This is a genomic window from Cyanobium sp. ULC082 (assembly GCF_977927535.1).
This window is the reverse complement of the sequence record NZ_OZ376398.1, coordinates 1,021,815-1,044,471: the sequence shown is the minus strand read 5'-3', so window position 1 is coordinate 1,044,471 and position 22,657 is coordinate 1,021,815. Positions and strand designations below refer to the sequence as shown.

14 protein-coding genes and 2 tRNA genes are annotated in these 22,657 nt (G+C 63.9%); 10 read left to right on the top strand and 6 right to left on the bottom strand.

Annotation, left to right across the window (positions count from 1 at the left end; all coding sequences use genetic code 11):
• Positions 1-11 precede the first annotated feature (11 nt).
• Complete coding sequence (locus ACXMDY_RS14485; RefSeq protein WP_259700767.1) at positions 12-509, bottom strand: HNH endonuclease; 498 nt, start codon at positions 507-509, stop codon at positions 12-14.
• A 151-nt stretch (positions 510-660) separates the two neighbouring features.
• Between ACXMDY_RS14485 and alr the strand changes: the two genes are divergently transcribed.
• Both alr and ACXMDY_RS14475 read left to right on the top strand, forming a co-directional pair.
• Positions 661-1,851, top strand: a complete 1,191-nt coding sequence (gene alr / locus ACXMDY_RS14480; protein ID WP_259700766.1) for an alanine racemase — start codon at positions 661-663, stop codon at positions 1,849-1,851.
• 18 nt (positions 1,852-1,869) lie between these two features.
• Positions 1,870-1,958: transfer RNA gene (locus ACXMDY_RS14475), tRNA-Ser, on the top strand.
• Positions 1,959-1,998: 40 nt separating this feature from the next.
• On the opposite strand, the gene ACXMDY_RS14470 is transcribed toward ACXMDY_RS14475, so the two are convergent.
• Positions 1,999-2,949, bottom strand: a complete 951-nt coding sequence (locus ACXMDY_RS14470; RefSeq protein WP_259700765.1) for a class A beta-lactamase-related serine hydrolase — start codon at positions 2,947-2,949, stop codon at positions 1,999-2,001.
• Between the two features lie 17 nt (positions 2,950-2,966).
• On the opposite strand from ACXMDY_RS14470, the gene ACXMDY_RS14465 reads away from it, so the two are divergent.
• From ACXMDY_RS14465 to ACXMDY_RS14445, 5 genes are all read left to right on the top strand, one after another.
• The gene (locus ACXMDY_RS14465) at positions 2,967-3,746 is read left to right on the top strand and encodes a C40 family peptidase (protein ID WP_259700764.1); all 780 of its coding nucleotides are present in this window, start codon (positions 2,967-2,969) and stop codon (positions 3,744-3,746) included.
• 64 nt (positions 3,747-3,810) lie between these two features.
• A complete protein-coding gene (locus ACXMDY_RS14460) occupies positions 3,811-4,782 on the top strand; it encodes a glycosyltransferase family 2 protein (protein ID WP_259700763.1) in 972 nt (323 codons plus the stop codon).
• Positions 4,783-4,938: 156 nt separating this feature from the next.
• Complete coding sequence (locus tag ACXMDY_RS14455) at positions 4,939-5,055, top strand: photosystem I reaction center subunit VIII (protein WP_259700762.1); 117 nt, start codon at positions 4,939-4,941, stop codon at positions 5,053-5,055.
• A 78-nt stretch (positions 5,056-5,133) separates the two neighbouring features.
• On the top strand, positions 5,134-5,625 hold the full coding sequence (locus ACXMDY_RS14450; protein ID WP_259700761.1) for a photosystem I reaction center subunit XI: 492 nt from the start codon (positions 5,134-5,136) through the stop codon (positions 5,623-5,625).
• Between the two features lie 206 nt (positions 5,626-5,831).
• Positions 5,832-8,966, top strand: coding sequence for an efflux RND transporter permease subunit (locus ACXMDY_RS14445; protein WP_259700760.1), 3,135 nt, complete (start codon positions 5,832-5,834; stop codon positions 8,964-8,966).
• A 102-nt stretch (positions 8,967-9,068) separates the two neighbouring features.
• On the opposite strand, the gene psaB is transcribed toward ACXMDY_RS14445, so the two are convergent.
• Both psaB and psaA read right to left on the bottom strand, forming a co-directional pair.
• Complete coding sequence (gene psaB, locus ACXMDY_RS14440; RefSeq protein WP_259700759.1) at positions 9,069-11,288, bottom strand: photosystem I core protein PsaB; 2,220 nt, start codon at positions 11,286-11,288, stop codon at positions 9,069-9,071.
• Positions 11,289-11,308: 20 nt separating this feature from the next.
• Positions 11,309-13,612 carry a photosystem I core protein PsaA gene (gene psaA, locus ACXMDY_RS14435; RefSeq protein WP_259700758.1) on the bottom strand — a complete coding sequence of 768 codons (2,304 nt, stop codon included), beginning with the start codon at positions 13,610-13,612 and terminating at the stop codon, positions 11,309-11,311.
• Between the two features lie 414 nt (positions 13,613-14,026).
• On the opposite strand from psaA, the gene ACXMDY_RS14430 reads away from it, so the two are divergent.
• Together ACXMDY_RS14430 and cobJ are read left to right on the top strand one after the other, a co-directional pair.
• Positions 14,027-15,136, top strand: coding sequence for a hypothetical protein (locus ACXMDY_RS14430; protein WP_259700757.1), 1,110 nt, complete (start codon positions 14,027-14,029; stop codon positions 15,134-15,136).
• Positions 15,129-16,904, top strand: coding sequence for a precorrin-3B C(17)-methyltransferase (cobJ, locus tag ACXMDY_RS14425; RefSeq protein WP_259700756.1), 1,776 nt, complete (start codon positions 15,129-15,131; stop codon positions 16,902-16,904). Before ACXMDY_RS14430 ends, cobJ begins: the two co-directional genes overlap by 8 nt.
• 43 nt (positions 16,905-16,947) lie before the next feature.
• Here the strand turns inward: cobJ and ACXMDY_RS14420 are convergent.
• Positions 16,948-17,021: transfer RNA gene (locus ACXMDY_RS14420), tRNA-Pro, on the bottom strand.
• Between the two features lie 76 nt (positions 17,022-17,097).
• Between ACXMDY_RS14420 and lipA the strand changes: the two genes are divergently transcribed.
• Positions 17,098-17,967 (top strand): lipoyl synthase, encoded by an 870-nt coding sequence (gene lipA / locus ACXMDY_RS14415; protein ID WP_259700755.1) that lies wholly within the window; start codon positions 17,098-17,100, stop codon positions 17,965-17,967.
• Here lipA and ACXMDY_RS14410 read toward each other — a convergent pair.
• Entirely contained in the window at positions 17,964-22,556 is a 4,593-nt protein-coding gene (locus ACXMDY_RS14410) for a glutamate synthase-related protein (protein WP_259700754.1), read from the bottom strand. The genes lipA and ACXMDY_RS14410 overlap by 4 nt on opposite strands.
• Between the last annotated feature and the right edge of the window lie 101 nt (positions 22,557-22,657).

Genomic DNA, 22,657 nt, shown 5'->3' with positions numbered 1-22,657 from the left:
GAGATCGCCCCTCAGGCACCGATCACATACTTGGCCCATTCCCGGCGCCCGGAGCGGATCTGCCGGGTGGCTTCGAAATACAGGGTGCTCACGGGCCGGCGGGGCACCTTTGCCAGGGGCATGGCCGCCTCCCGCGGGGTTCGATTGCCTTTGCGAACGTTGCAGCGCAGGCAAGCCGTGGTGACGTTCTCCCAGCTGTCGACTCCACCGCGGCTGCGCGGGATCACATGGTCGATCGAAAGCTGCTCGCCCTGATAGCCGCAGTACTGACAGGCCTGTCCGTCGCGCTGGAAGACATTGCGGCGGGTCAGGGGCATCTGTTTGAACGGCACTCGGACGAACTGCCTGAGGCGAATGACCGTCGGCAGAAGCAGATCGCCTCGGATCCGATGACCAGAATCATGCTCAAGCCCTTCAGCCTTGCCCATCAACACCATCACGGTGGCCCGCCGCCAGGTGGTGATGTTGAGAGGCTCGTAGGAGGCGTTGAGGACAAGAACCTGGCTCATGGCGCTCTGCCCATGGCGTGATGCCAGATCCAATCGATATTTCAATGTTAGTCGCTCCGCTCCAGTCTGCATTCCATCCGCCCTACGGTCGGAGAGAATGCACTGCTCAGGTCGGCTGACCGACCACAGCCTGATCCCGGATTCAGCTTTGATGGCCGCCGCCTCTGAAACGACGGCTCCCTCCTGTCGCCTCCACCCCCGTCAACGGGCCTGGGTGGAGATCGACGAGGGCGCGATCAGCCGCAATGCCCGCAGTCTTCGGGCCTTCCTGGCACCAGGCTGCGAGCTGATGGCGGTGGTGAAGGCCGATGGCTACGGCCATGGTGCACTGCCGGTGGCGCGGGCCGCCCTGCAGGGCGGTGCCGGCTCGCTTGGGGTAGCCACATTGCAGGAGGGAGTGGAGCTGCGCCAGGCCGGAATTCAGGCGCCCTTGCTCGTGATGGGCAACCTGGTCCAACCGGAAGACCTTGCCCATTGCCTTCACTGGGGGCTGATGCCGACGATCAGCAGCAGCCGGGAAGCGCAGCTCTGCCAGAATCTGGCCACGGGCAGCGGCCGAACCATGGCCGTCCATCTCAAGCTCGACACCGGCATGGCTCGCCTTGGCGTCGCCTGGGCCGAGGGGGCCAAGCTGCTGGCATTCCTGAACCAGCTTGATGCCGTCGCCGTCGGCGGGGTGTACTCCCACCTGGCCGGTGCCGACGCAGCGGACGGCGGTGTCAGCGGCCTGACCGCGCTGCAACAGCAGCGTTTTGACAGCGCCCTGCAGGCGATGGGCCGCGCTGATCTGAGCACCGGTCGACGTCACCTGGCGAACTCCGCCGGAACCCTGCGCTGCCCCACACTTCACTACGACCTGGTGCGGGTGGGTCTCGCCCTCTACGGCCATTCTCCCGCTCCCCATCTGGCGGGATGCCTGCCCCTCGCGCCCGCCATGGCCGTTCGAGCCCGGGTCACCCTGCTTCGTGACGTGCCAGCCGGGGTCGGGGTCAGCTACGGGCACCGATTCCAGACGAACCGTCCGAGCCGGTTGGCTGTGGTGGCGATCGGCTATGCCGATGGTGTGCCAAGACAACTGTCCGATCAGATGGACGTCCTGTTCGCCGGAACGCGGCTGCCCCAGCTGGGGGCCATCACCATGGATCAGCTGATGATCGATGCCACCGATTGCCCCCAGCTGGCCGTGGGTTCCGTGGTGACCCTGCTGGGTCGGGATGGCGGACTGGCGATCGCCCCCCAGCAATGGGCCGAGGCCTGCGGAACGATCGCCTGGGAGATCCTCTGCGGTTTCAAGCACCGCCTGCCCCGATTGCTGGCCGGCGAGAGCAGGCTGGAGCGCTGATAAGCTCTACCTGCCTCTGGAGAGGTGGCTGAGTGGTTGAAAGCGGCTCCCTGCTAAGGAGTTACAGGAGGCAACTTCTGTCGAGGGTTCGAATCCCTCCCTCTCCGTTCCCGATGCACCCTGCCTGCCTGGGCAGGCTGCCGAAGCTCAGGCGCCTGGGCAGATCTCCCTTCGGCAGGCTTCGCTGAGGCTTTTTGCCAGGCCGGGCAGAAGGCTCTCATCGCCGGCCCGCTCCGCCCCCTCCGTGAACACCACCAGCAGGAAGGGCTGATGGCCATCGATCTCCACATAGGCGGCGTCGTGGCGAGCCTGACTCATCCAGCCGGCCTTGCTCCAAAGCCTCGCCCCTTGCGGAAGCCCCTCGCCGAGAAATCCATCCACCTGGTTCTCGGGATCGGCAGCACGCTCGGTTGAATCCAGTGATCGCTGCAGCAACTGACGCATCCGGGCGCTGGCCGGTGGCGACACGCAGCTGCCGGCCACGATGGCGTGCAGCAACCGGGCCGTGGCCTCGACATTGAGCCTGTTGCGGTTCTCGAGCGCCGGTCCGTAAAACTGCCTCTCACGTCCGTAGGGTCCATCACCCCAGGTTTTCTGGCAGAGGTTGCACCCCTTCAGTTCCGGCCAGGCCAAGCCGACGAACCACTGATTGAGCAGCTGGCGCTGGGCGACCCAGGCCCGGAAGGGGACCTCGGGAAGCTCCGGACCACTTGTGGTTCCGCTCAGAACGTCCACCAGCAGAGAGGTGGCGTCATTGCTTGAATCACGGATCATGTCGGCCATGGCACGGCGCAGCTCGTCGCTGTCCTCGATCAGGCAACGCTGCAACCAGGCCTCCACTCCCGCCAGGATGAACAGCTTCACGACGCTGGCCGGGTAGGCGGCCTGATCGCCGCGCCAGCTGGCCCCGGCCGCCGGCTCAGCCCAGAACGCAGCCGGATCACTCAGGGAGTCAGCGCTGCCGACCAGGGAACGGTCGTAGCGAAGCCAGCAGATCGAGAGCTGGCTGCCCAGGCCCGGCCGGCCATCAAGCTCCAGGGACCGGATCCGATCCTCCAGGATTACGCCCATCGCCCGATCCGGGCGGTAAAACGCCATCACTCGTGGCCGCAGGAATGCAGAGATTAGGCACCCAGCCCCAGGGAGATCGAGGCGAAGATCTGCCGACACCAGGCACGCCCGCCGCACCGGACTTACTGCTGGGTGGAAGTTGCTGGAGGCTGACAGCAGAGCTCGACGGCTACAGCGGAGCGCGGGGTCAGGGCCTCGCCACCCAGGCCAGCGCGGGCCGCCGGCTTCAGGTGCTGGAGCCGGCCGGATCGATCGGCAGGCTGAGGGTGAGGCTGCTTGAAGATGGCTACCCCTGCTGGCTGGAGCGGCGCGACCTGCTGGGCGCCGCCGTGGCGAGCAGAAAGCCACTCCCGCGGCTGCTGGATTCAGCCGCGATCACAGCCGCCATACCAGCCGTGATCGGCTACGCGAACCAGGCGGCCAGCCAGCCCAACCGCTACCTGTGGGGTGGCACCACAGGCCCCGACTTCGACTGCTCCGGCCTGGTGCAGAGCGCCTACGCCAGCACCGGGATCTGGATCCCGCGGGATGCCTATCAACAGGAGCGCTTCTGCCAACCGGTCGCCGTCAGGCCGGGAAGCTTCAGCCTGCTGCGGCCAGGGGATCTGATCTTCTTCGGCCGGCCGCAGCGCTGCACCCACGTGGCGCTCTACCTGGGGGAAGGTCGCTATCTGCACAGCTCCGGCCGGGAGCATGGTCATGACGGGCTGGCCATCAATCAGCTCACAGCCCATGATCAGGATCCGGTCGGCCGTCACTACAGAAACGAGCTGCGGGGGGCCGGCCGTGTTGTGCGCTGCCATGACGGCACCACCCTGCCCTGAGGCCCTGCCGGAGACCGCATACCGGTGGTTCCCGTAAGTTGCAGACCTTCCTGCCCCAAGTGCCATGGGCGATCCGAGCGGATTCGAACTCTCGGTGGTCATCCCCCTCTTCAACGAGCACGACAGCGTGCACCTGCTGGTGGAGCAGGTGATTGCGGTTCTGAGGCCCATGGGACGCAGGTTCGAACTGGTGCTCGTTGACGATGGCTCCAGCGATGGCTCCGATGTCATCCTCGAGCAACTGGCCCGCGCAACGCCGGAACTGGTGGCTGTGCTGCTGCGCCGAAACTATGGCCAGACAGCCGCAATGGCGGCCGGATTCGATGCCAGCAGCGGCGCTGTGCTGATCACCCTGGACGGCGATCTGCAGAACGATCCCGCCGACATCCCCCTGCTGCTGGAGCGGCTGGAGCAGGGATTCGACCTGGTCAGCGGCTGGAGACACCAGCGCCAGGACGCGGCGTTGCAGAGACTGCTCCCCTCGAAGATCGCCAACCGCCTGATCGCCAGGGTCACCGGCGTGAAGCTGCACGATTACGGCTGTTCTCTCAAGGCCTACCGCCGTGAAGTGGTTGCCGACCTCAACCTCTACGGGGAGCTGCACCGCTTTCTGCCGGCGCTTGCCTTCATTGAAGGAGCCAGGATCAGCGAGGTGAAGGTGAACCATCACCCTCGTCGCTTCGGTGCCAGCAAATACGGGATCGATCGGACCTTCCGGGTGCTGATGGACCTGTTGACCGTCTGGTTCATGAAACGATTCCTGACCCGGCCGATGCATGTGTTCGGCTTCGGTGGCCTCGCCAGCCTCAGCGTGGGAGTGGTGATCGGCCTGATCCTGCTGAGCGAGAAGGTGTTCTTCGATGCCGACATCGGCAACCGCCCTCTGCTCTCGGTCGGCGTGCTTGCCATCGTTGCGGGAATTCAGCTGTTCTGCTTCGGCCTGCTCGCCGAGCTGCAGATGCGCACTTACCACGAAAGCCAGGGCCGACCGATCTACCGGGTGAGGGCCACGTTGCGCGGCAGTCAGAGCGATTGACGCCCTGCGGCTCCGCTGGCCCGATGGCGTTCGAACCGGTGGGGCTGGAGAGCTGGATGGTTTCGCATTGAACTTTTATGTCGCCACTGATCGGCCGACAGGGCAGGCCAGGAACAGATGGATACAGTGCGGGTGGTTGCTGTATTGGCCTGCGCCATGACTGGAGAATTCGCTGCCGCCTGGCTGCCGTCCATCCTCGTTCCCTTTGTTGGAATCCTTGGCCCGGCCATGGCCATGGCCCTGTTGTTCAACGTGATCGAATCCCGCGACTGAAGACCAGGGATCGACGATCCTCTTCCGCCTCTTCACCCTGCGAGCTCGCCGGGTTCGTTCCTTCTCCCGCTTTTCTCCATGACCGTGCACCCCGTCGCCGATGCCACTGTCGGCAATCTGGCCACACCTGTGAACAGCAGCTACTTCAGCAAGGCCTTCCTGAACGCCCTGCCTGCCTACCGCCCTTCCCTGTCTCCGAATCGACGCGGGCTAGAGGTGGGCATGGCCCATGGCTTTCTGCTGTATGGCCCCTTTGCCATGACCGGCCCCCTCCGCCTCACCGAATACGCCAGCACCGCCGGCCTGCTCGCGGCGATCGGACTGGTTTCCATCCTCACGATCTGCCTCTCGATCTACGGCACGGCAGGCACCGGTCCCAATGTCCAACCTCCCGATGCCACGATCGACAATCCACCCGCCGATCTGTTCACGAAGGCAGGTTGGGCTGAATTCGCCAGCGGCTTCTGGCTCGGTGGTTGCGGTGGCGCCGCCTTCGCCTGGTTCCTGGCAGGCAGTGTGATGGGCTCCCCCCTGGTCAAGCTCACCGGTGGGCTCTGGAGCGTCAGCTGACCCTGCCGCATCAGCAACTGAGCTCCGGTAGTCACAACCCCTGCTCACAGAACCCCGCCCAGGCGGGGTTTTTTCATGGTCCAGCCTGATCAGCTGAACAGCTGAGCGGCGGCGGGAGGAACGGCTCTGGGCCTGGAGGAGCAGGGGTCGCGCACTTGCTGTAAAGATTGGTGTCTGACAGCCCTGAGCCTTGCGGTATCGGATCGATGTCTGTCTCAGATCCATTCCTGCGCCGGCCGGTACTCACCCTGGTGGTGACCGTGCTGATCCTGCTGGCCGGCCTGATCAGCCTGCCTGCCTTGCAGGTCGAGAACCTGCCGCCGATCGCGCCGATCCGCGTGAACGTCCGCGCCAGCTACCCCGGCGGCGGAGCCGCTGCCGTGGAACAAGGGGTGACCACTCCCCTGGAGCGCCAGTTGAACGGCCTGGAGCGCCTCGAGAGCATCCGCTCCAGCAGTTCGGCCAATGGCAGCTCGATCACACTCACCTTCGAGGGGGGGAACCCCGAGCTCAACCAGATCAACGCCCAGAACGAGGCCACCCTGGCCAACCGCCAGCTCCCCCCTCAGGTGTCGCGGCTTGGGGTGCAGGTGCGTCGCAGCTCCGACGACCTGTTGATGGTGCTGGGCTTCAGTGCGCCGAAAGGCGTCTATGCCCCGGCCTTTCTGAGTGGCTGGGTGGATCAGCAGTTGCGCGACACCCTCCAGCGGGTGCCCGGGGTCGGCAACATCACGGTCGCCGGGGGGGGCGAGCTCGCCTTCCGTCTCTGGCTCGACCCGGTGGCTCTGGAGCAGCGCCAACTCACCATCGCCGATGTGGAACGCGCCCTGGTGGAGCAGAACGTGCTGGCCGCCCTCGGCCAGGTGGGGGACGCGCCGAGCCCCCCCGGCCAGCAAACCACCCTGCCACTCGAGATGGAAGGCCGGCTGCGCAGCGTCATCGAGCTGGAGGGTCTGGTGGTCAGCCGGACCAGCGAAGGCAGTGTGGTCCTGCTCAAGGACGTGGGGAGAGTGACCCTCGATCTGGAGAACTTCGAGAGCACCGCCAGCAATCTGGCCGGGGATCCCGTGGTGGCGGTACAGATCTTCCAGCGCGACGGCAGCAATGCCCTGGAAGTGAGTGACGCGGTGAACTCCGCCCTGGAGAGGCTGCAGTCCCAGTTCCCCCCCGGACTGGACGTGCAGCGCATCGTCGATGTGGCCGACTCCGTGCGGGAAAGCATTGACCTCACCCAGGCCAGCCTCCGCGACGCTGTGATCCTGGTGCTCCTGGTGCTGCTGCTGGCCCTTGGCAACAGCAGGCTTGCGGTGGTCACGGCTGTTGCTGTGCCTGTTGCCCTGATCGGCAGCCTCAGCATCCTGTGGGTCACGGGGAACTCGATCAACACCCTCAGCATCTTCGGCATGGTGCTGGCCACTGGCCTGGTGGTCGACGACGCCATCGTGGTGAGCGAAGACATCGGCAGGCGGCTCGAATTGGGGGAATCGCCCCAGCAGGCCGCCCGCGAGGCGATGAAGGAGCTGGGTGGAGCCGTGATCGCCACCTCCCTGGTGCTGGTGGTGGTGTTCCTGCCGGTTCTGGCCATGCCCGGCAGCGTCGGACGGCTCTATCAACCGATCGCGCTCACGATCAGCGCCACGATCCTGTTCTCGACGATCAATGCACTCACCTTCACGCCCGTGGCATCCGCATGGCTGCTGACCCACGGCTGGAGGGAACCGGCCCGGCTTCAGAAGCTGATGCAACGGCCTCAGATCTGGCTGGAGCAGCTTGGCCATCACTACGGCCGTGCCCTGGACCGAAGCTTCCGGTATCGACGCCTGGTGCTGCTGGGGCTGGCAGGCGGACTCATGCTGGCGGTCTGGGGGCTGGGCCAGCTGCCCACCGGCTTCATTCCCCAGGAGGACGACGGCCAGATCCGCGGTGTGGTGGCCCTGCCTGGCGGAGCCTCGATTCAGGCCACGGCAACCGTGATGGAGCGGATCCGTGAATCCGTTGCCAAGGAGCCGACAGTGCGTGTCGCCAACTTCTATGCCGGTCGCTCCTTCGGTGACAACTCTCCCAACAGGGGCCTCTTCTTCATCCGCCTCAAGGAGCTCAGCGAGCGGGGTCTGTCAAGGGCGAACAGCAACGCAGCTGTGGCCCGCAGGCTGGGGGAACAGCTGCGGCGGGAAATCACCGAAGCAGCAGTACAGGTGAGCGTGCCGCCAGCGGTGCGCGGCTTCAGCGGCGAAGGTGGACTGGAACTTGAGATCCTCGATGTCAGCTCCGGCCGGCTCACCCTGGCGGCGTTCGAGCAGGAGGCTCGGCGCTTCATTGCCATCGCCAATGCCGATCCCGCCTTTGAGCGGGTCAGCACACGCTTCAGTGCCGACTCACCCCTGCTTCGGCTTCGTCCGGATCGAATGCGCATGGCCTCGCTGGGAGTGGACCTGAGCACGTTGGTCGAGACCCTCGGCTCCAGTTTCGGCAGTCGTTACGTGAATGACAGCTTCGAGAGCGACCGGGTGCGGCGGGTGGTGGTGCAACTGGATGGCAACAGCAGGAGCAGCGCAGCGGATGTGCTGGCCCTGCAGGTTCGCAGCCGGGCGGGTGATCTGATCCCGCTGAGCGCGGTCGTGGCGATCGAGCAGGACACAGGACCAACCACGATCAACCACAGCAGGCTGTCACGGTCGATCACCATCCAGGCCATCCCCAGATCCGGACTGAGCACGGGACAGGCGATCGCCAGGCTCGAAGCGATCCAGCAAGAACAGGCGAACCCACTCACCGATCTCGAATGGGTCGGGCTGGCCAGAGAGGAGCGCCAGGCCGGTGGCAAAACCTGGCAACTGTTCGCCTTTGGAATGGTGGTGGTCTATCTGGTTCTGGCTGGCCTGTATGAAAGCTTCCTCGACCCATTGATCATCCTGATCACGGTGCCCCTGGCCCTGCTGGGAGCACTGATCGGCCTGGCTGGCCGCGGCCTCTTCCTTGACATCTACGCCCAGGTGGGCCTGCTGGTGCTGGTGAGTCTGTCGGCCAAGAACGGCATCCTGATCGTGGAATTTGCCAATCAGCAACTCAAACAGGGAATCGGGCTGCGCGAGGCCATTGAACACGCTGCGATCAGCAGACTGCGCCCGATCCTGCTGACGGCAATCTCCTCGCTGGTGGGCTTTCTGCCCCTGGTGTTCGCCACCGGTGCGGGTTCAGCGAGCCGCATCAGCATCGGCACAGTGGTGTTCTCCGGACTGTTGACCGCCACCCTCCTGACCCTCTTTGTGGTGCCGGTGGTATACCTCGAAATGAAATTGATTGAGGGAAGAAAATGGTGGCCGCATCGTCAACCAAGCTGAGCAACAAAAAACCCCCGACCGAGGCCGGGGGTGAATGAGGAGGAACGTCCCTCGAAATGGAAGCTGAACTGTGGATCGGATCGATCGAACTGGCAGAAACGGTTAGCCGAACTTGCCAGAGGTAGAGGCGATCAGGAATGCACCGTAGGTGAGTATGTAGCCCACTGAGAAGTGAGCCAGCCCAACCACACGAGCCTGAACGATCGAGAGAGCCACTGGCTTGTCACGCCAGCCAACCAGGTTGGCCAGTGGTGTGCGCTGATGCGCCCAGACAATGGTTTCGATCAGTTCCTGCCAATATCCTCTCCAGGAGATCAGGAACATGAAGCCGGTGGCCCAGACAAGGTGGCCGAACAGGAACATCCAGGCCCACACAGCCAGGTTGTTGGTGCCGAAGGGGTTGTACCCGTTGATCAACTGGGAACTGTTCAGCCAGAGGTAGTCGCGGAACCAGCCCATCAGATAGGTGCTGGATTCGTTGAACTGAGCCACATTGCCCTGCCAGATGGCGAGGTGCTTCCAGTGCCAGTAGAAGGTGACCCAACCGACCGTGTTCAACGCCCAGAAAACCGAGAGATAGAAAGCATCCCAGGCAGAGATGTCGCAGGTGCCACCACGGCCAGGTCCATCACAGGGGAAGGAGTAGCCAAAGTCCTTTTTGTCGGGCATCAGCTTCGAACCCCTGGCATCCAGCGCACCCTTCACCAGGATGAGCGTGGTGGTGTGAAGGCCCAGGGCGATGGCATGGTGAACAAGGAAGTCACCGGGGCCAATCGGGAGGAACACATCCGTGTTGCCATTGATGGCATCCAACCAGAAGTGATCACCAGGGATGTTGGCCGAAGCCAGGCTGGCGGCACTGGAAGGATTGGAGAGCAGGACATCAAAGCCATAGAGGGCTTTTCCGCTTGCTGCTTGCACGAACTGGGCAAAGACAGGCTCTACCAGGATCTGCTTCTCGGGGGTACCAAAGGCCACGACCACGTCGTTGTGAACGTAGAGACCGAGGGTGTGGAATCCGAGGAACAGGGATACCCAGCTCAGGTGGCTGATGATCGCTTCCTTGTGATCAAGCATCCGAGCAAGAACGTTGTTCTTGTTGGCCTCAGGATCGTAATCACGGATGAAGAAGATCGCACCGTGGGCAAAGGCACCGACCATCAGGAAGATGGCGATGTACTGGTGGTGGGTATAAAGAGCCGCCTGGGTTGTGTAGTCCTTGGCGATGAACGCATAGGACGGCAGCGCATACATGTGCTGGGCCACCAGGCTGGTGATCACTCCGAGCGAAGCCAGAGCAAGACCGAGCTGGAAGTGCAGCGAGTTGTTGATCGTGTCGTAGAGCCCTTTATGGCCCGCACCCAGGGCACCACCGAATGGAGTGCCTTTGGGAGGATTGTGGGCCTCCAGAATTTCCCGGATCGAATGACCGATCCCGAAATTGGTGCGGTACATGTGCCCAGCGATCACGAAGATGCAACCAATCGCCAAGTGGTGATGGGCAATGTCCGTGAGCCAGAGCGACTCAGTCTGGGGGTGGAAACCACCGAGGAAAGTGAGGATGGCTGTGCCGGATCCCTCTGAGCTGCCAAAAATCTGGTTGACGGTGTCAGGATTTTCGGCGTAGACCCCCCAGTTTCCGGTGAAGAACGGAGCAAGACCGGCGGGGTGGGGCAGAACGTTCAGGAAGTTATCCCAACCGACATGCTGACCGCGGGACTCAGGGATGGCCACGTGGACCAGGTGACCGGTCCAGGCAATGGAACTGAAGCCGAACAGAACAGCCAGGTGATGGTTCAGCCGGGATTCAGCGTTCTTGAACCAGGCCAGGGAAGGCCGGAACTTGGGCTGGAGGTGAAGCCAGCCGGCGAACAGCGCCCAGGCCGAAAGGATCATCATGAAGATCGATCCCTGGTACAGCTCGGCATTGGTGGTCATGCCGATCGTGTACCACCAGTGATACAAGCCTGAATAGGCAATGTTCACCGGGGAGGTGGCACCTGCCTGGGTGAAGGCGGTGATGGCCCCCTGGCCGAAGTGAGGATCCCAGATCGCATGCGCGATGGGACGGACATGCAGCGGATCGGCGACCCACTGCTCAAAGTTGCCCTGCCAGGCGATGTGGAACAGGTTCCCAGAAACCCAGAGGCCGATAATCGCCAGGTGGCCGAAATGGGTGGAGAAGAGCTTTTGGTAAAGCTTCTCCTCCGTCATTCCGTCGTGGCTCTCGAAGTCGTGAGCCGTGGCGATGCCGTACCAGATACGGCGGGTTGTGGGGTCCTGTGCCAGACCCTGGCTGAACGAAGGAAATTTCGTTGCCATGTGGAAAGGTCAGGAGGAGGTCAGCCGACCGCGACAAGTCGGGCCAGGAAGAACGCCCAGGTGGTAGCGATACCGCCCAGGAGATAGTGAGCCACGCCAACGGCGCGACCCTGGATGATGCTCAGCGCCCGCGGTTGAATCGCAGGTGCAACTCTCAGCTTGTTATGAGCCCAGACGATGGACTCAATCAGCTCTTGCCAGTAGCCGCGGCCACTGAACAGGAACATCAGGCTGAAGGCCCAGACGAAGTGGGCACCCAGGAACATCAATCCGTAGGCACTTGAAGAGGAGCCATAGCTGTTGATCACCTGAGCGGCCTGGGCCCACAGGAAATCACGCAGCCAACCATTGATGGTGATGGCGCTCTGGGCAAAGTTGCCGTTGGTGATGTGCTGGACGGTGCCGTCCGCGTTGACGGTTCCCCAGACATCGCTCTGCATCTTCCAGCTGAAGTGGAAGATCACGATGGAGATGGAGTTGTACATCCAGAACAGGCCAAGGAACACGTGGTCCCATGCCGAAACCTGGCAGGTGCCGCCACGGCCGGGGCCGTCGCAGGGGAACCGGAAACCAAGGTTGGCCTTGTCGGGGATGAGCCTGGAGCTGCGGCTGTACAGCACACCCTTCAGCAGGATCAGCACGGTGACGTGGATCGTGAAGGCATGGATGTGGTGCACCATGAAATCGGCCGTACCCAGAGGGATCGGACCGGCAGCCACTTTGCCTCCGACAGCGACGACAGCACCGTTGAACACCTCGCTGACTCCGGAGAGTGCATTGGGCGCCGTGGTGCCGGCCGCTGCGGCGTGCAGACCCTGAATCCATTGGGCGAAGACAGGTTGCAGCTGAATGGCCGAGTCACTGAACATGTCCTGGGGACGTCCCAGAGCACGCATCGTGTCGTTGTGGATGTACAGACCGAAGCTGTGGAAGCCAAGGAAGATGCAGACCCAGTTGAGGTGGCTGATCAGGGCATCTCTGGCCTTGAGAACCCGATCGAGCACGTTGTCGATGTGCTTGGCCGGGTCGTAATCGCGGATGAGTGCGATCGCCGCGTGGGCGCCAGCTCCAACGATGATGAAACCGCCGATCCACATGTGGTGGGTGAAGAGCGATAACTGCGTTGGGTAATCAATCCCGATATAGGGATAGGGAGGCATCGCATACATGTGATGCGCCACGATGATGCTCAGCGAGCCAAGCAAGGCGAGATTCACGGCCAGCTGGGCATGCCAGGAAGTGGTCATGAACTCGAACAGGCCATCGTGACCTTTCGGTGCAGGGAACAGCAGGGGATCACCCTTCTGACCCTCAAGGATCTCCTTGATGCTGTGACCGATCCCCCAGTTGGTCCGGTATTGGTGGCCGGCGATGATGAAGAGAACGGCGATCGCCAGGTGGTGATGGGCGATGTCGGTCATCCAGAGGCTGCCGGTGACAGGATTCAGACCACCTTTGAAGGTGAGGAAATCGCTGTAGGCGGCCCAGTTACCGGAGAAGAATGGGGAAAGACCCGCCCCAAAACCAGGGAAGAGCTGAGCGATCAGATCCTGGTTGAGAAACTCATGGGGAAGGGGAATGTCCGCCACGGAGGCAATGGTTTTGCCATTCAGCACCAGCGGTTTGCCGGCGTCGATGGCATCCATCAACTGGGTTGTGGGCAGCGACACATGCAGAAGGTGCCCTGTCCAGGACAGGGAGCCAAGACCCAGCAGACCGGCCAGATGGTGGTTGAGCATGGACTCAACGTTCTGGAACCACTCCAGCTTGGGGGCTGCCTTGTGATAGTGGAAAACCCCTGCGTTAAGCATGAGGCCAGCCATCACCAGGGCACCGATTGCTGTGCAGAGCAACTGGAATTCGCTGGTGAAGCCCCAGGCTCTCCACACATGGAAGAGACCTGAAGTGATCTGGATGCCGTGGAAGCCGGCACCCACATCGGCATTGAGAATTTCCTGACCGAAGATCGGCCACACCACCTGAGCACTGGGTTTGACGTGCAGGGGGTCGGCCAACCAACCGGTGTAGTTGGAGAAGCGGGCACCGTGATAGAAGGCGCCGCTCAACCAGATGAAGATGACGGCCAGATGGCCGAAGTGAGCGCTGAAGATCTTCCGGGAGACCTCCTCAAGATCGCTCGTGTGGCTGTCGAAATCGTGAGCGTTGGCGTGGAGGTTCCAAACCCAGGTGGTGGTTTTGGGACCTTTGGCGAGGGTGCGATCGAAGTGGCCGGGCTTGCCGAGCACATCGAAATCGACGGGAACTGGGTTCCGGTCGACGGAGACCTTTGCCTTTGTCCCACGCTCTGGTGGGCTGATGGTCATCGAGACGTTCCTCGAGGGACGGGATCGAGGTGGAGGTCCACCCCTCCGGCACAGGCGGGAAACCTGGACCGGTGGGTCACATGGCGGGGCGGAACAAGCCCACCGACACCACGGAAACCAGGAAGGCAAGGACCCGGCGAAAAGCCGAAACCCCTTGCCACAACTGGAGCTGAAGCCCCAAAGAAGGGACCGCTGGCGGAAGTATAGGGGTGAGTTTCAGGCCCTTCGGCAGGGAAGTAACAAAGGTTCAATCCAGCGGCACCCCTGTCAGAGACTGGGCTCTGGCAGGGGATACTTAACACTGAGTCCTGGTATTCATTGCCGCTTTTGTTATTCCAACAACGATGGATCAACCCTCGCCATCCAGCTCCTCCTCAGCACCTGAGTAACGGACTGGCCCGGGGGCTCGGAGCGATGCTGCTCTGTCTGGCTGTGCTGCTGATCGGAGGATGGAGCCTGCGGCCGCCGAACTCCCCTCCTGCAGAGGCTCTCTCCCCATCCCCGCCTTCGGGAGCGTTGCAGGAAGTGGCCCCTCCCCTGCCGGTTCAGCAGCTTCAGGGTCGGCTGGCCAAGCTGCAGCCCCAGCTGCGCATTCTTTCTCCGGAAGATGACGCCCTGCTGCCGTCAGGCCCCTGGGAACTCCAGCTCAGCCTCGACGACTGGCCCCTGGTCGGTGGCGGCGGGAGCCTCGGCATCGGCCCCCACCTGGTGGTTCAGCTGGATGACCAGCCGCCGCGGCGAATCGTCGAGCCGCAGGGCGATGGCAGCGGCCCTGTCTCCCTGCAGGTGCCGATGGAACCACTCAGCCCGGGCAGCCACCGGTTGACGGTCTACGCAGCCCGGCCCTGGGGTGAAGCGGTCAAGTCCCGTGGGGGCTTCCGCCAGATCCGGCTGCATCGGGTGGCCGCGAATCCCTTGCAACTTCCCCCACCGGGATCTGCCCAGCTGATCAGCGCGATTCCCGTCGACTGGCCGATGGCTGAGCCCGTTCCGATCGACTGGCTCCTGCTGGACGCGCCCCTGCAGCATCTGCGCGGGGACGATCGCCAGTGGCTGCTGCGGGTCACAGTCAATGGCGACAGCTTCCTGACCGACCAGCAGGCAACGCTGTGGCTGAAGGGGCTCAGGCCGGGTGCCAATGCGTTGCAGCTGGAACTGCTCGATGGCCTGGGGGAACCGCTCAATCCACCGTTCAACAGCCTTGTGCGTGAGGTCACCCTTGCTGCCGGCGGCAACCGTTGGCAGCAGGGCAAACTCACGGATCAGGAACTCGATCAGAGGCTCGGGCGGACCCCTGCGCCGGCCTTGGAGCCCACCGCCATGCTTGCCACAAGCAACCTGAACGATGCCGATCAGATGGCTGCCGAGCAGGAAGGCGATGCAGCCGAGCCGACAGAGCCGGAGGAGAGCCAGGCTGAGGCGGATCAGCTGGTGCCTGATCCAGAGCCCACCCCCTCTTCAGCCCCCTCTTCAGTCCAGGACGATGAGCCTGAACCCCTCGCTGCCAGCTCGCCCCATGACTGATCCCAACTGTTGGGGCCTGGGACTCAGTCCAGCCAGTGCTTCGGTGCTCGGCCAACTGCAGCAGGCTCGACTGGTTCAGCTTGCTCCCCCGGAAACCCCGGTGGCGGCCTTTCTGGCGGAGCACTGGGACAGCAGCGCCGCCTTCGTGGCGGTTGGAGCCTGCGGAGCGATCGCCCGTCTGATCGCCCCCCTGCTCAAGGGCAAGCACCTGGATCCGGCGGTGGTGGTGGTCGATCCAGCCGGCCGATTTGTGATTCCCCTGCTGGGGGGACACTGGGCGGGCGGCGAAGCCTTCAGCCAACAGGTGGCTGCCCTGCTGGGCGGCCAGGCGGTACTGACCGGCTCAAGCAGCGGCACAGGGCGGCTCGCGCTCGACAGCTTCGGGCTCGGTTGGGGCTGGCGACGGGGACGGGGCCCCTGGGATGCCCTGATGAAGGCGGCGGCAAAGGGGCAGCTACCTCTGATCATCCAGGAGACCGGGCTGACCCTGTGGAAGAACCTGGAAGCGGCGGCAGCCGGGCAGGCGGATGCCGAAGGCTGCCTGGAGGACACTTCGTCCCTGGTGATCAGCCACCGGCTTGGCGATGGCTGCCGCTGGCATCCGCCGTCCCTCTGGCTCGGAATCGGCTGTGAGCGGCATACCAGCCTCAGCCTGCTGGAGCGGGTGGTCGATCAGGCCCTGGAACGCCAGCAGCTCGCACCGGAAGCTGTGGCTGGGCTGGCCAGCGTGGATCGCAAAGGCGATGAGCCAGCCCTGCTGGCCCTTGCCGAGCAAAGACAATGGCCGCTGCGGCTCTTCAAGGCGGAGGAGCTTGCCCCCGTGGTTGTTCCCACTCCCTCGGACGCTGTTCGAAAGGAAATGGGGACCGCCAGCGTGGCGGAGGCCGCCGCCCTGCTGGCGGCCGGTCCACAGGGAACGCTGCTGGCCGCCAAGCGGATTGAACACGCCAGGGACTTCGAGCGGGGTGCAGCCACCCTGGCCGTTGGTATGGCTGCGGTGCAATGGGCACCAGGCCAGGGACAGCTCCACCTGATCGGCAGCGGGCCCGGCCGCCTCGACCTGCTGACCCCCGCCGCCCGCCGCGCCCTGGCCGAGAGCACGATCTGGGTGGGCTATGGCCTTTATCTGGATCTGCTCGAACCCCTGCGCCGGTCGGATCAACTGCGCTGTGATGGCCAGCTCACCCAGGAGCGCCAGCGCTGTGCGCTGGCCGTTGAACTGGCTTGCCAGGGGCTGACGGTGGCGCTGGTCTCCTCCGGTGAAAGCGGGATCTACGGCATGGCCGGCCTGGCCCTGGAACAATGGCTGGAGCTGACCGGCGAGAACAGGCCGGGGTTCACGGTGCATCCAGGCGTCTCGGCCCTTCAGCTGGCCGCGGCTCGCGCCGGGGCACCACTGATGCATGATTTCTGCACGATCAGCCTGAGCGATCGGCTCACCCCCTGGGCAACGATCGAGCAGCGGCTGAGGGCAGCGGCGGCGGGAGATTTCGTTGTGGCGCTCTACAACCCCCGCTCGCTCGGCCGCGACTGGCAGCTGGCCAGGGCGATGGCGCTGTTGAGCGAGGGACGCTCCGGCCGGATTCCCGTGGTGCTCGCCAGGCAACTGGGCAGAGCAGGGGAACAGGTGAGCCTCCACGTTCTGGAGGATCTGCCCCTGGAGCAGGTCGACATGCTGAGCCTGGTGCTGGTGGGGAACAGCACCACCCGGCTGGTGGACGGGAAGATGGTGACTCCCCGTGGATACCCGGGTGCGGAGCTCCGTTGAGCGGAGTGTTCTTGCCGCAAACCACTGGCTCAGCGGTGCTGAATCGGGATGACAGGATTCGAACCTGCGGCCCCTTCGTCCCGAACGAAGTGCGCTACCAAGCTGCGCCACATCCCGCTGATTTGAGCTTAGGCGATCAGCCAGCAGCAGCTCCTACATTCTTGGCTACCCGCTTGGCAGAGGCCTTCGGCTCTTGCTCAAACCCGACTGGCTGCGTGTCAAGGCCCCCCAACGGGAGCGCATCGGTGCCGTGGCCGATCTGCTCAAGGACCTGAACCTCAACACGGTCTGCCAGGAGGCCAGTTGCCCGAACATCGGCGAATGCTTCGCCGGTGGCACCGCCACGTTCCTGATCATGGGTCCGGGCTGCACCCGCGCCTGCCCCTATTGCGACATCGATTTCGACAAGAGCGTACGGGGGCTTGATCCCAGCGAACCCGAACGACTCGGTGAGGCCGTGGCGCGGCTGGGCCTGAGCCATGTCGTGATCACCTCGGTCAACCGCGACGATCTTGCCGATGGAGGCGCCAGCCAGTTCGTGGCCTGCATCGACCAGGTGCGTCGCCGCTCCGGGTTCACAACGATCGAGCTGTTGATCCCGGATTTCTGCGGCAACTGGAGTGCCCTCGCCGCCGTCATGGCGGCCAGCCCCGATGTGCTCAATCACAACATCGAAACGGTGCCGCGGCTCTACCGCCAGGCCAGACCCCAGGGAGAGTACGAACGCTCCCTGGAGCTTCTGAACCGGGTGAGCGCCGACTGGCCCCGCGCCTACACGAAGTCGGGGCTGATGGTTGGGTTGGGGGAAACCGACGAAGAGGTGCTCGCGGTGCTCAACGATCTGAACAGCAATCAGGTCGACATCATCACGATCGGGCAATATCTGTCCCCGGGGCCCAGGCATCTGCCGGTGCAGCGCTTTGTGACCCCTGAACAGTTTGAGCAGTTCCGCCGCCACGGCGAACAGCAGCTGGGCTTCCTGCAGGTGGTCAGTTCGCCGCTCACCCGCAGCAGCTATCACGCCGGCGAAGTACGCCGGCTGATGCGGGAACACCCCCGTTAAACCGCCACCTTGACCCGTTCGGAGAGGCCAAGCCTGGCCAGTTCACTCGGCGGGACCAGAACTTTGAAGCGACCGCGCCACTGGGGCCAGTTGGCCAGGATTTCGGCCGCTCTGCGGCTGCCGGTCAGCTCTAGGTGGGACGCCAGCAGGGGCTTGAGCAGGGCCTCCTGCTCAAGCGTGTCAAGAGGGTGCATGGCGAGGGTCTCAGAATTGAGGCGGCCCGCCAGGTCCCCGTGTTCATCCAGCAGGAAGGCCACCCCGCCGGTCATGCCAGCACCGACGTTGCGACCGGTGCTGCCAAGGATCACCACGATTCCACCGGTCATGTATTCGCAGCAGTGGTCTCCGCTGCCCTCCACGACACTCATTGCGCCACTGTTCCGCACGGCGAACCGCTCTCCGGCGCGACCAAGGGCGAACAGTTCGCCGCCGGTGGCGCCGTACAGGCAGGTGTTGCCGAGAATCACCTGGCTGCCGGGATCATTCCCACCGGCCGGAGGCACCACGACAAGACGTCCACCATTCATCGCCTTGCCGACGTAGTCGTTGGCATCACCGATCAAGCGCACCTCCATGCCCTTGAGCAACATCGCGCCGAAGCTTTGCCCGGCGGCCCCCTGGAAACAAAGCTCAAGCCGTCCTGAAAAGCCGTCGTTGCCGTGTCGGCAAGCGATCTCGCCGGCAAGGCGGGCACAGACACTCCGATCAGTGTTGACGATCGCCAGGGTGCGGCTCAGCTGGCCATGGGTTTCGATCGCGGCCATCAGCTCGGGATCGGCGAGCAGCAGATCTTCCAGAATCGGCCCATTGCCATGGGCTGCTGCCCGATGCTTCAGCCAGCTGCGATCCTCCGAGTGGGGGAGGGGATCAAGCAGGCAGCTGAGATCAAGGGAACCGGTTTTGGCCAGGGTCACATCCCGCGGCCGGAGCAGGTCATTCCTGCCGATCAGTTCCTCCAGCCGCGCCACCCCGAGCACGCTGAGCAGCTGACGCACCTCCTCGGCCACGTAGAGGAAGAAATTCACCACATGCTCCGGCAGACCGGTGAAACGCTTGCGCAGCGCCTCCTTCTGGGTGGCCACCCCCACAGGGCAATTGTTGGTGTGACAGACGCGGGCCATGATGCAGCCCTCCGCGATCATCGCCACCGAGCCGAAGCCATACTCCTCGGCGCCCAGCAGGGCCGCCATCACCACGTCCCAGCCGGTCTTGAGGCCGCCATCGGTGCGAAGCAGCACGCGATCCCGCAGCCCATTGACCAGGAGGCTGCGGTGAACTTCGGAGAGCCCCAGTTCCCAGGGGCTGCCGGCATGCTTGATCGAGCTCAATGGCGAAGCCCCCGTACCACCATCGTGGCCGGAAACCTGAATGACGTCGGCATTGGCCTTGGCCACTCCTGCGGCGATGGTGCCGATGCCGATCTCGGCCACCAGCTTGACCGAGACCTTGGCGGCCGGATGGACCTGATGGAGATCATGGATCAGTTGGGCCAGATCCTCGATCGAATAGATGTCGTGATGGGGGGGAGGCGAAATCAGTGCCACGCCGGGCTTGCTGTTGCGCAGCCAGGCGATGTAGGCATCCACTTTGGGGCCTGGTAACTGCCCGCCCTCGCCAGGCTTGGCCCCCTGGGCCACCTTGATCTCCAGCTGACGGGCACTGCGCAGGTAGGCCGGGGTGACCCCGAAGCGACCGGAGGCAATCTGCTTGATGGCCGAGTTGGCAGAGTCGCCATTCCGCAGGCCACGGATTGTCGGCAGGGTGGGAGAAAAGCCCTCTGGATCGACATCCTGCAACAGGTGAAAGCGGGCCGGATCCTCGCCACCTTCGCCACTGTTGCTCTTGCCGCCGATCCGGTTCATGGCCACGGCCAACACTTCATGAGCCTCCCGGGAGAGGGCACCAAGGCTCATGCCACCGGTGCAGAAGCGACTGCAGATGCTCTCCACACTCTCAACCTGTTCGATCGGCAACGGGGTCGCAGCCGATCGGAACTCGAGCAGATCCCTCAGGGCCGTGACAGGCCTGTGCTTCAGCAGGGTCTGGTAGGTGGAGAAGTGGTCGTAGCCGGGTCCTGCAGTCACGGCGGCATGGAGGGCCTTGGCCATCTCCGGGCTGTTGAGGTGAAACTCACCGCCGGTGCGGTACTGGACAAAACCCATGAACTCAAGCTTGGTTCGGTGCAGCTCCGGGAAGGCCTTGGCATGGAAGACAAGGGTTTCCCTGGCCAGGTCGGTGAAGCTCATTCCTGCAATCCGGCTGGTGGTGCCCTTGAAAGCACGCTCGATCAGATCGGCCCCGATACCGATCGCCTCGAAGATCTGGGCTCCCTGATAGCTGGCCAGCAGGGAAATACCGATCTTGGAGAGGATCTTGCGCAATCCGGCCTCCAGGGCCTTGCGCACGTTGGCCTGGGCAGCGGCGACATCAAGCCGGGGCAACTTGCCCCTCTCCATCTGCGACTGGGTTCTGGGGTGCTCGAGCCAGTGACGGGTGGTTTCCCAGGTGAGCCAGGGGCAGACGGCGCTGGCACCGAAACCGATCAGGCAGGCCAGCTGGTGGGTACTCCAGCACTGGGCGGTGTCAACCACCAGAGAACAGTGCAGACGGAGGCGAAGCTGAAGAAGATGGTGGTGGACGGCCCCGACGGCCAGCAGGGGCGGAATGTAGGAACGGGTGGCGGCAAGGCCCGCTTCGGCCCGATCGGAGAGCACCAGAATCTGCTGACCAGCCCTGACTGCGGCTTCGGCATCCAGGCAGAGACGCTCGACCGCCTGCTCCAGGCCAACCGGGCCATCGAGGATCGAGTACAGGGTGGAGAGGGTGACGGTGGCGAGGCCCTGCTGGCCGAGGCAGAGAAGTTCCTGCTCGTTCAGCACCGGGGTATCGAGGTGCAACATCGAAGCCGAAGCCGGTTCAGGCCTCAGGGCTGAACCGCGCCTGCCCAGGTGCATCTCCAGGCTCATCACCAACTCCTCCCGCAGTGGGTCGATCGGCGGATTGGTGACCTGGGCGAAGCGCTGCTTGAAATAGTCGTAGAGGAGATGGGGCCGGCTCGAGAGCACCGCCAGGGGGATGTCGTCGCCCATGCAGTAGGTGGGCTCCTTGCCCTGACCAGCCATCTCCTCGATCACCAGATCCTGATCCTCTGCGGTGAATCCGAAGGCGGTCTGGTGGCGCAGCAGATCCAGCTCCCCCATCACCGTGGTGATCTGCCAGGGCTGGGCCTGAAGCGAACGTCGATGCTCCTGGAGCCAGGCGCCGTAGGGATGACGCGAAGCCACCTGCTCCTTCACCTGCCAGTTCTTGAGCAGCCGACCGTTCTCCAGATCCACCGCCAGCATCTGACCCGGACCGAGACGCCCCTTCTCGACGATGCGGCTCTCCTCGATCGCCACGACGCCGGTTTCCGATCCCATCACCACCAGGCCGTCGCTGGTGATGCAGTAGCGGGCGGGGCGCAGTCCATTGCGATCGAGCGAAGCACCCACACTGCGACCATCACTGAAGACGAGCAGGGCCGGTCCATCCCAAGGCTCCTGCAGGCAGGCCGAATACTCGTAGAAGGCCTGCACCTCCGGCCGTCCGTCGAGCTCAGGCTGCTGACGGAACGCCTCGGGCACCAGGGTCAGAAGACTGTCGGTGATCGGCCTGCCACTGCGCACCATCAGCTCGAGCATGGCGTCGAGATTGGCCGAATCACTGAAGGCCGCATTCACGACCGGCTTGAGATCAACGGCTGCCTCGCCCCAGGCGGCATCCAGGTGGGATTCGGCGGCACGGGCCCAGTTGAGATTGCCGAGCAGGGTGTTGATCTCGCCGTTATGACCCAGCATCCGCATCGGCTGGGCCAGCGGCCAGCGCGGCAGGGTATTGGTGCTGAAGCGGCGGTGGTACACCGCGAAGCTCACCGCAAAACGCTGATCCCTGAGGTCGCCATAGAAGGCCTGCAGCACCTCTGAGCGAACCATGCCCTTGTAGACGATGGTGCGGCCACTGAAGGAGGCGAAGTAAAGATCGCTCGGACCTGGCCCCCAGGCTTCGCGGACCAGATCACCGACCCGGCGGCGACAACGGAACAGCAGGGCTTCAAGGGCATCGGCCTCCACCTCGGCCTCCACCAGCCACTGCTGGATCACAGGCGCCGTCTGGCGGGCGAGGGGACCCAGCACGGCGGGATCGACAGGCACGGAGCGCCAGCCGACGCTGCGCAGCCCCAGCATCAGGGCAGCCTGTTCACAGAACTGATGGGCCTGTTGAAGCCGTTCTGGATCGGCCGGCAGAAACAGCATCGCCAGGCCACGCCTTGCCGGCGCCACCGAAGCGGTTTCCGGCCAGACGGTTTCCAGATAATCCCAGGGAATCCCGCAGAGGATGCCGGCGCCATCCCCGGAGTCGCTGTCACCGCCGCAACCGCCGCGATGCTCCATGCAGCTCAGACCATGCAGGGCCTGTTGCAACAGCCGATGGGACGCCTCGCCGCTCAGCTGAGCCAGAAAACCAACGCCGCAGGCATCCTTCTCCCCGGCTACGGCGGCCGGCGCCGGGCTGTCGCAATGGGGCCAGTGCGGAGAGGAAGAAAGAGGCATGGGCCGGGAACAACCTGCAAGAACGAGCGGCAGCCCTGATTGACGCAGGCAGCCAACCTGTAAGCAAAACCGACTTTAGGGACTGGGACATGGGGTTAGCG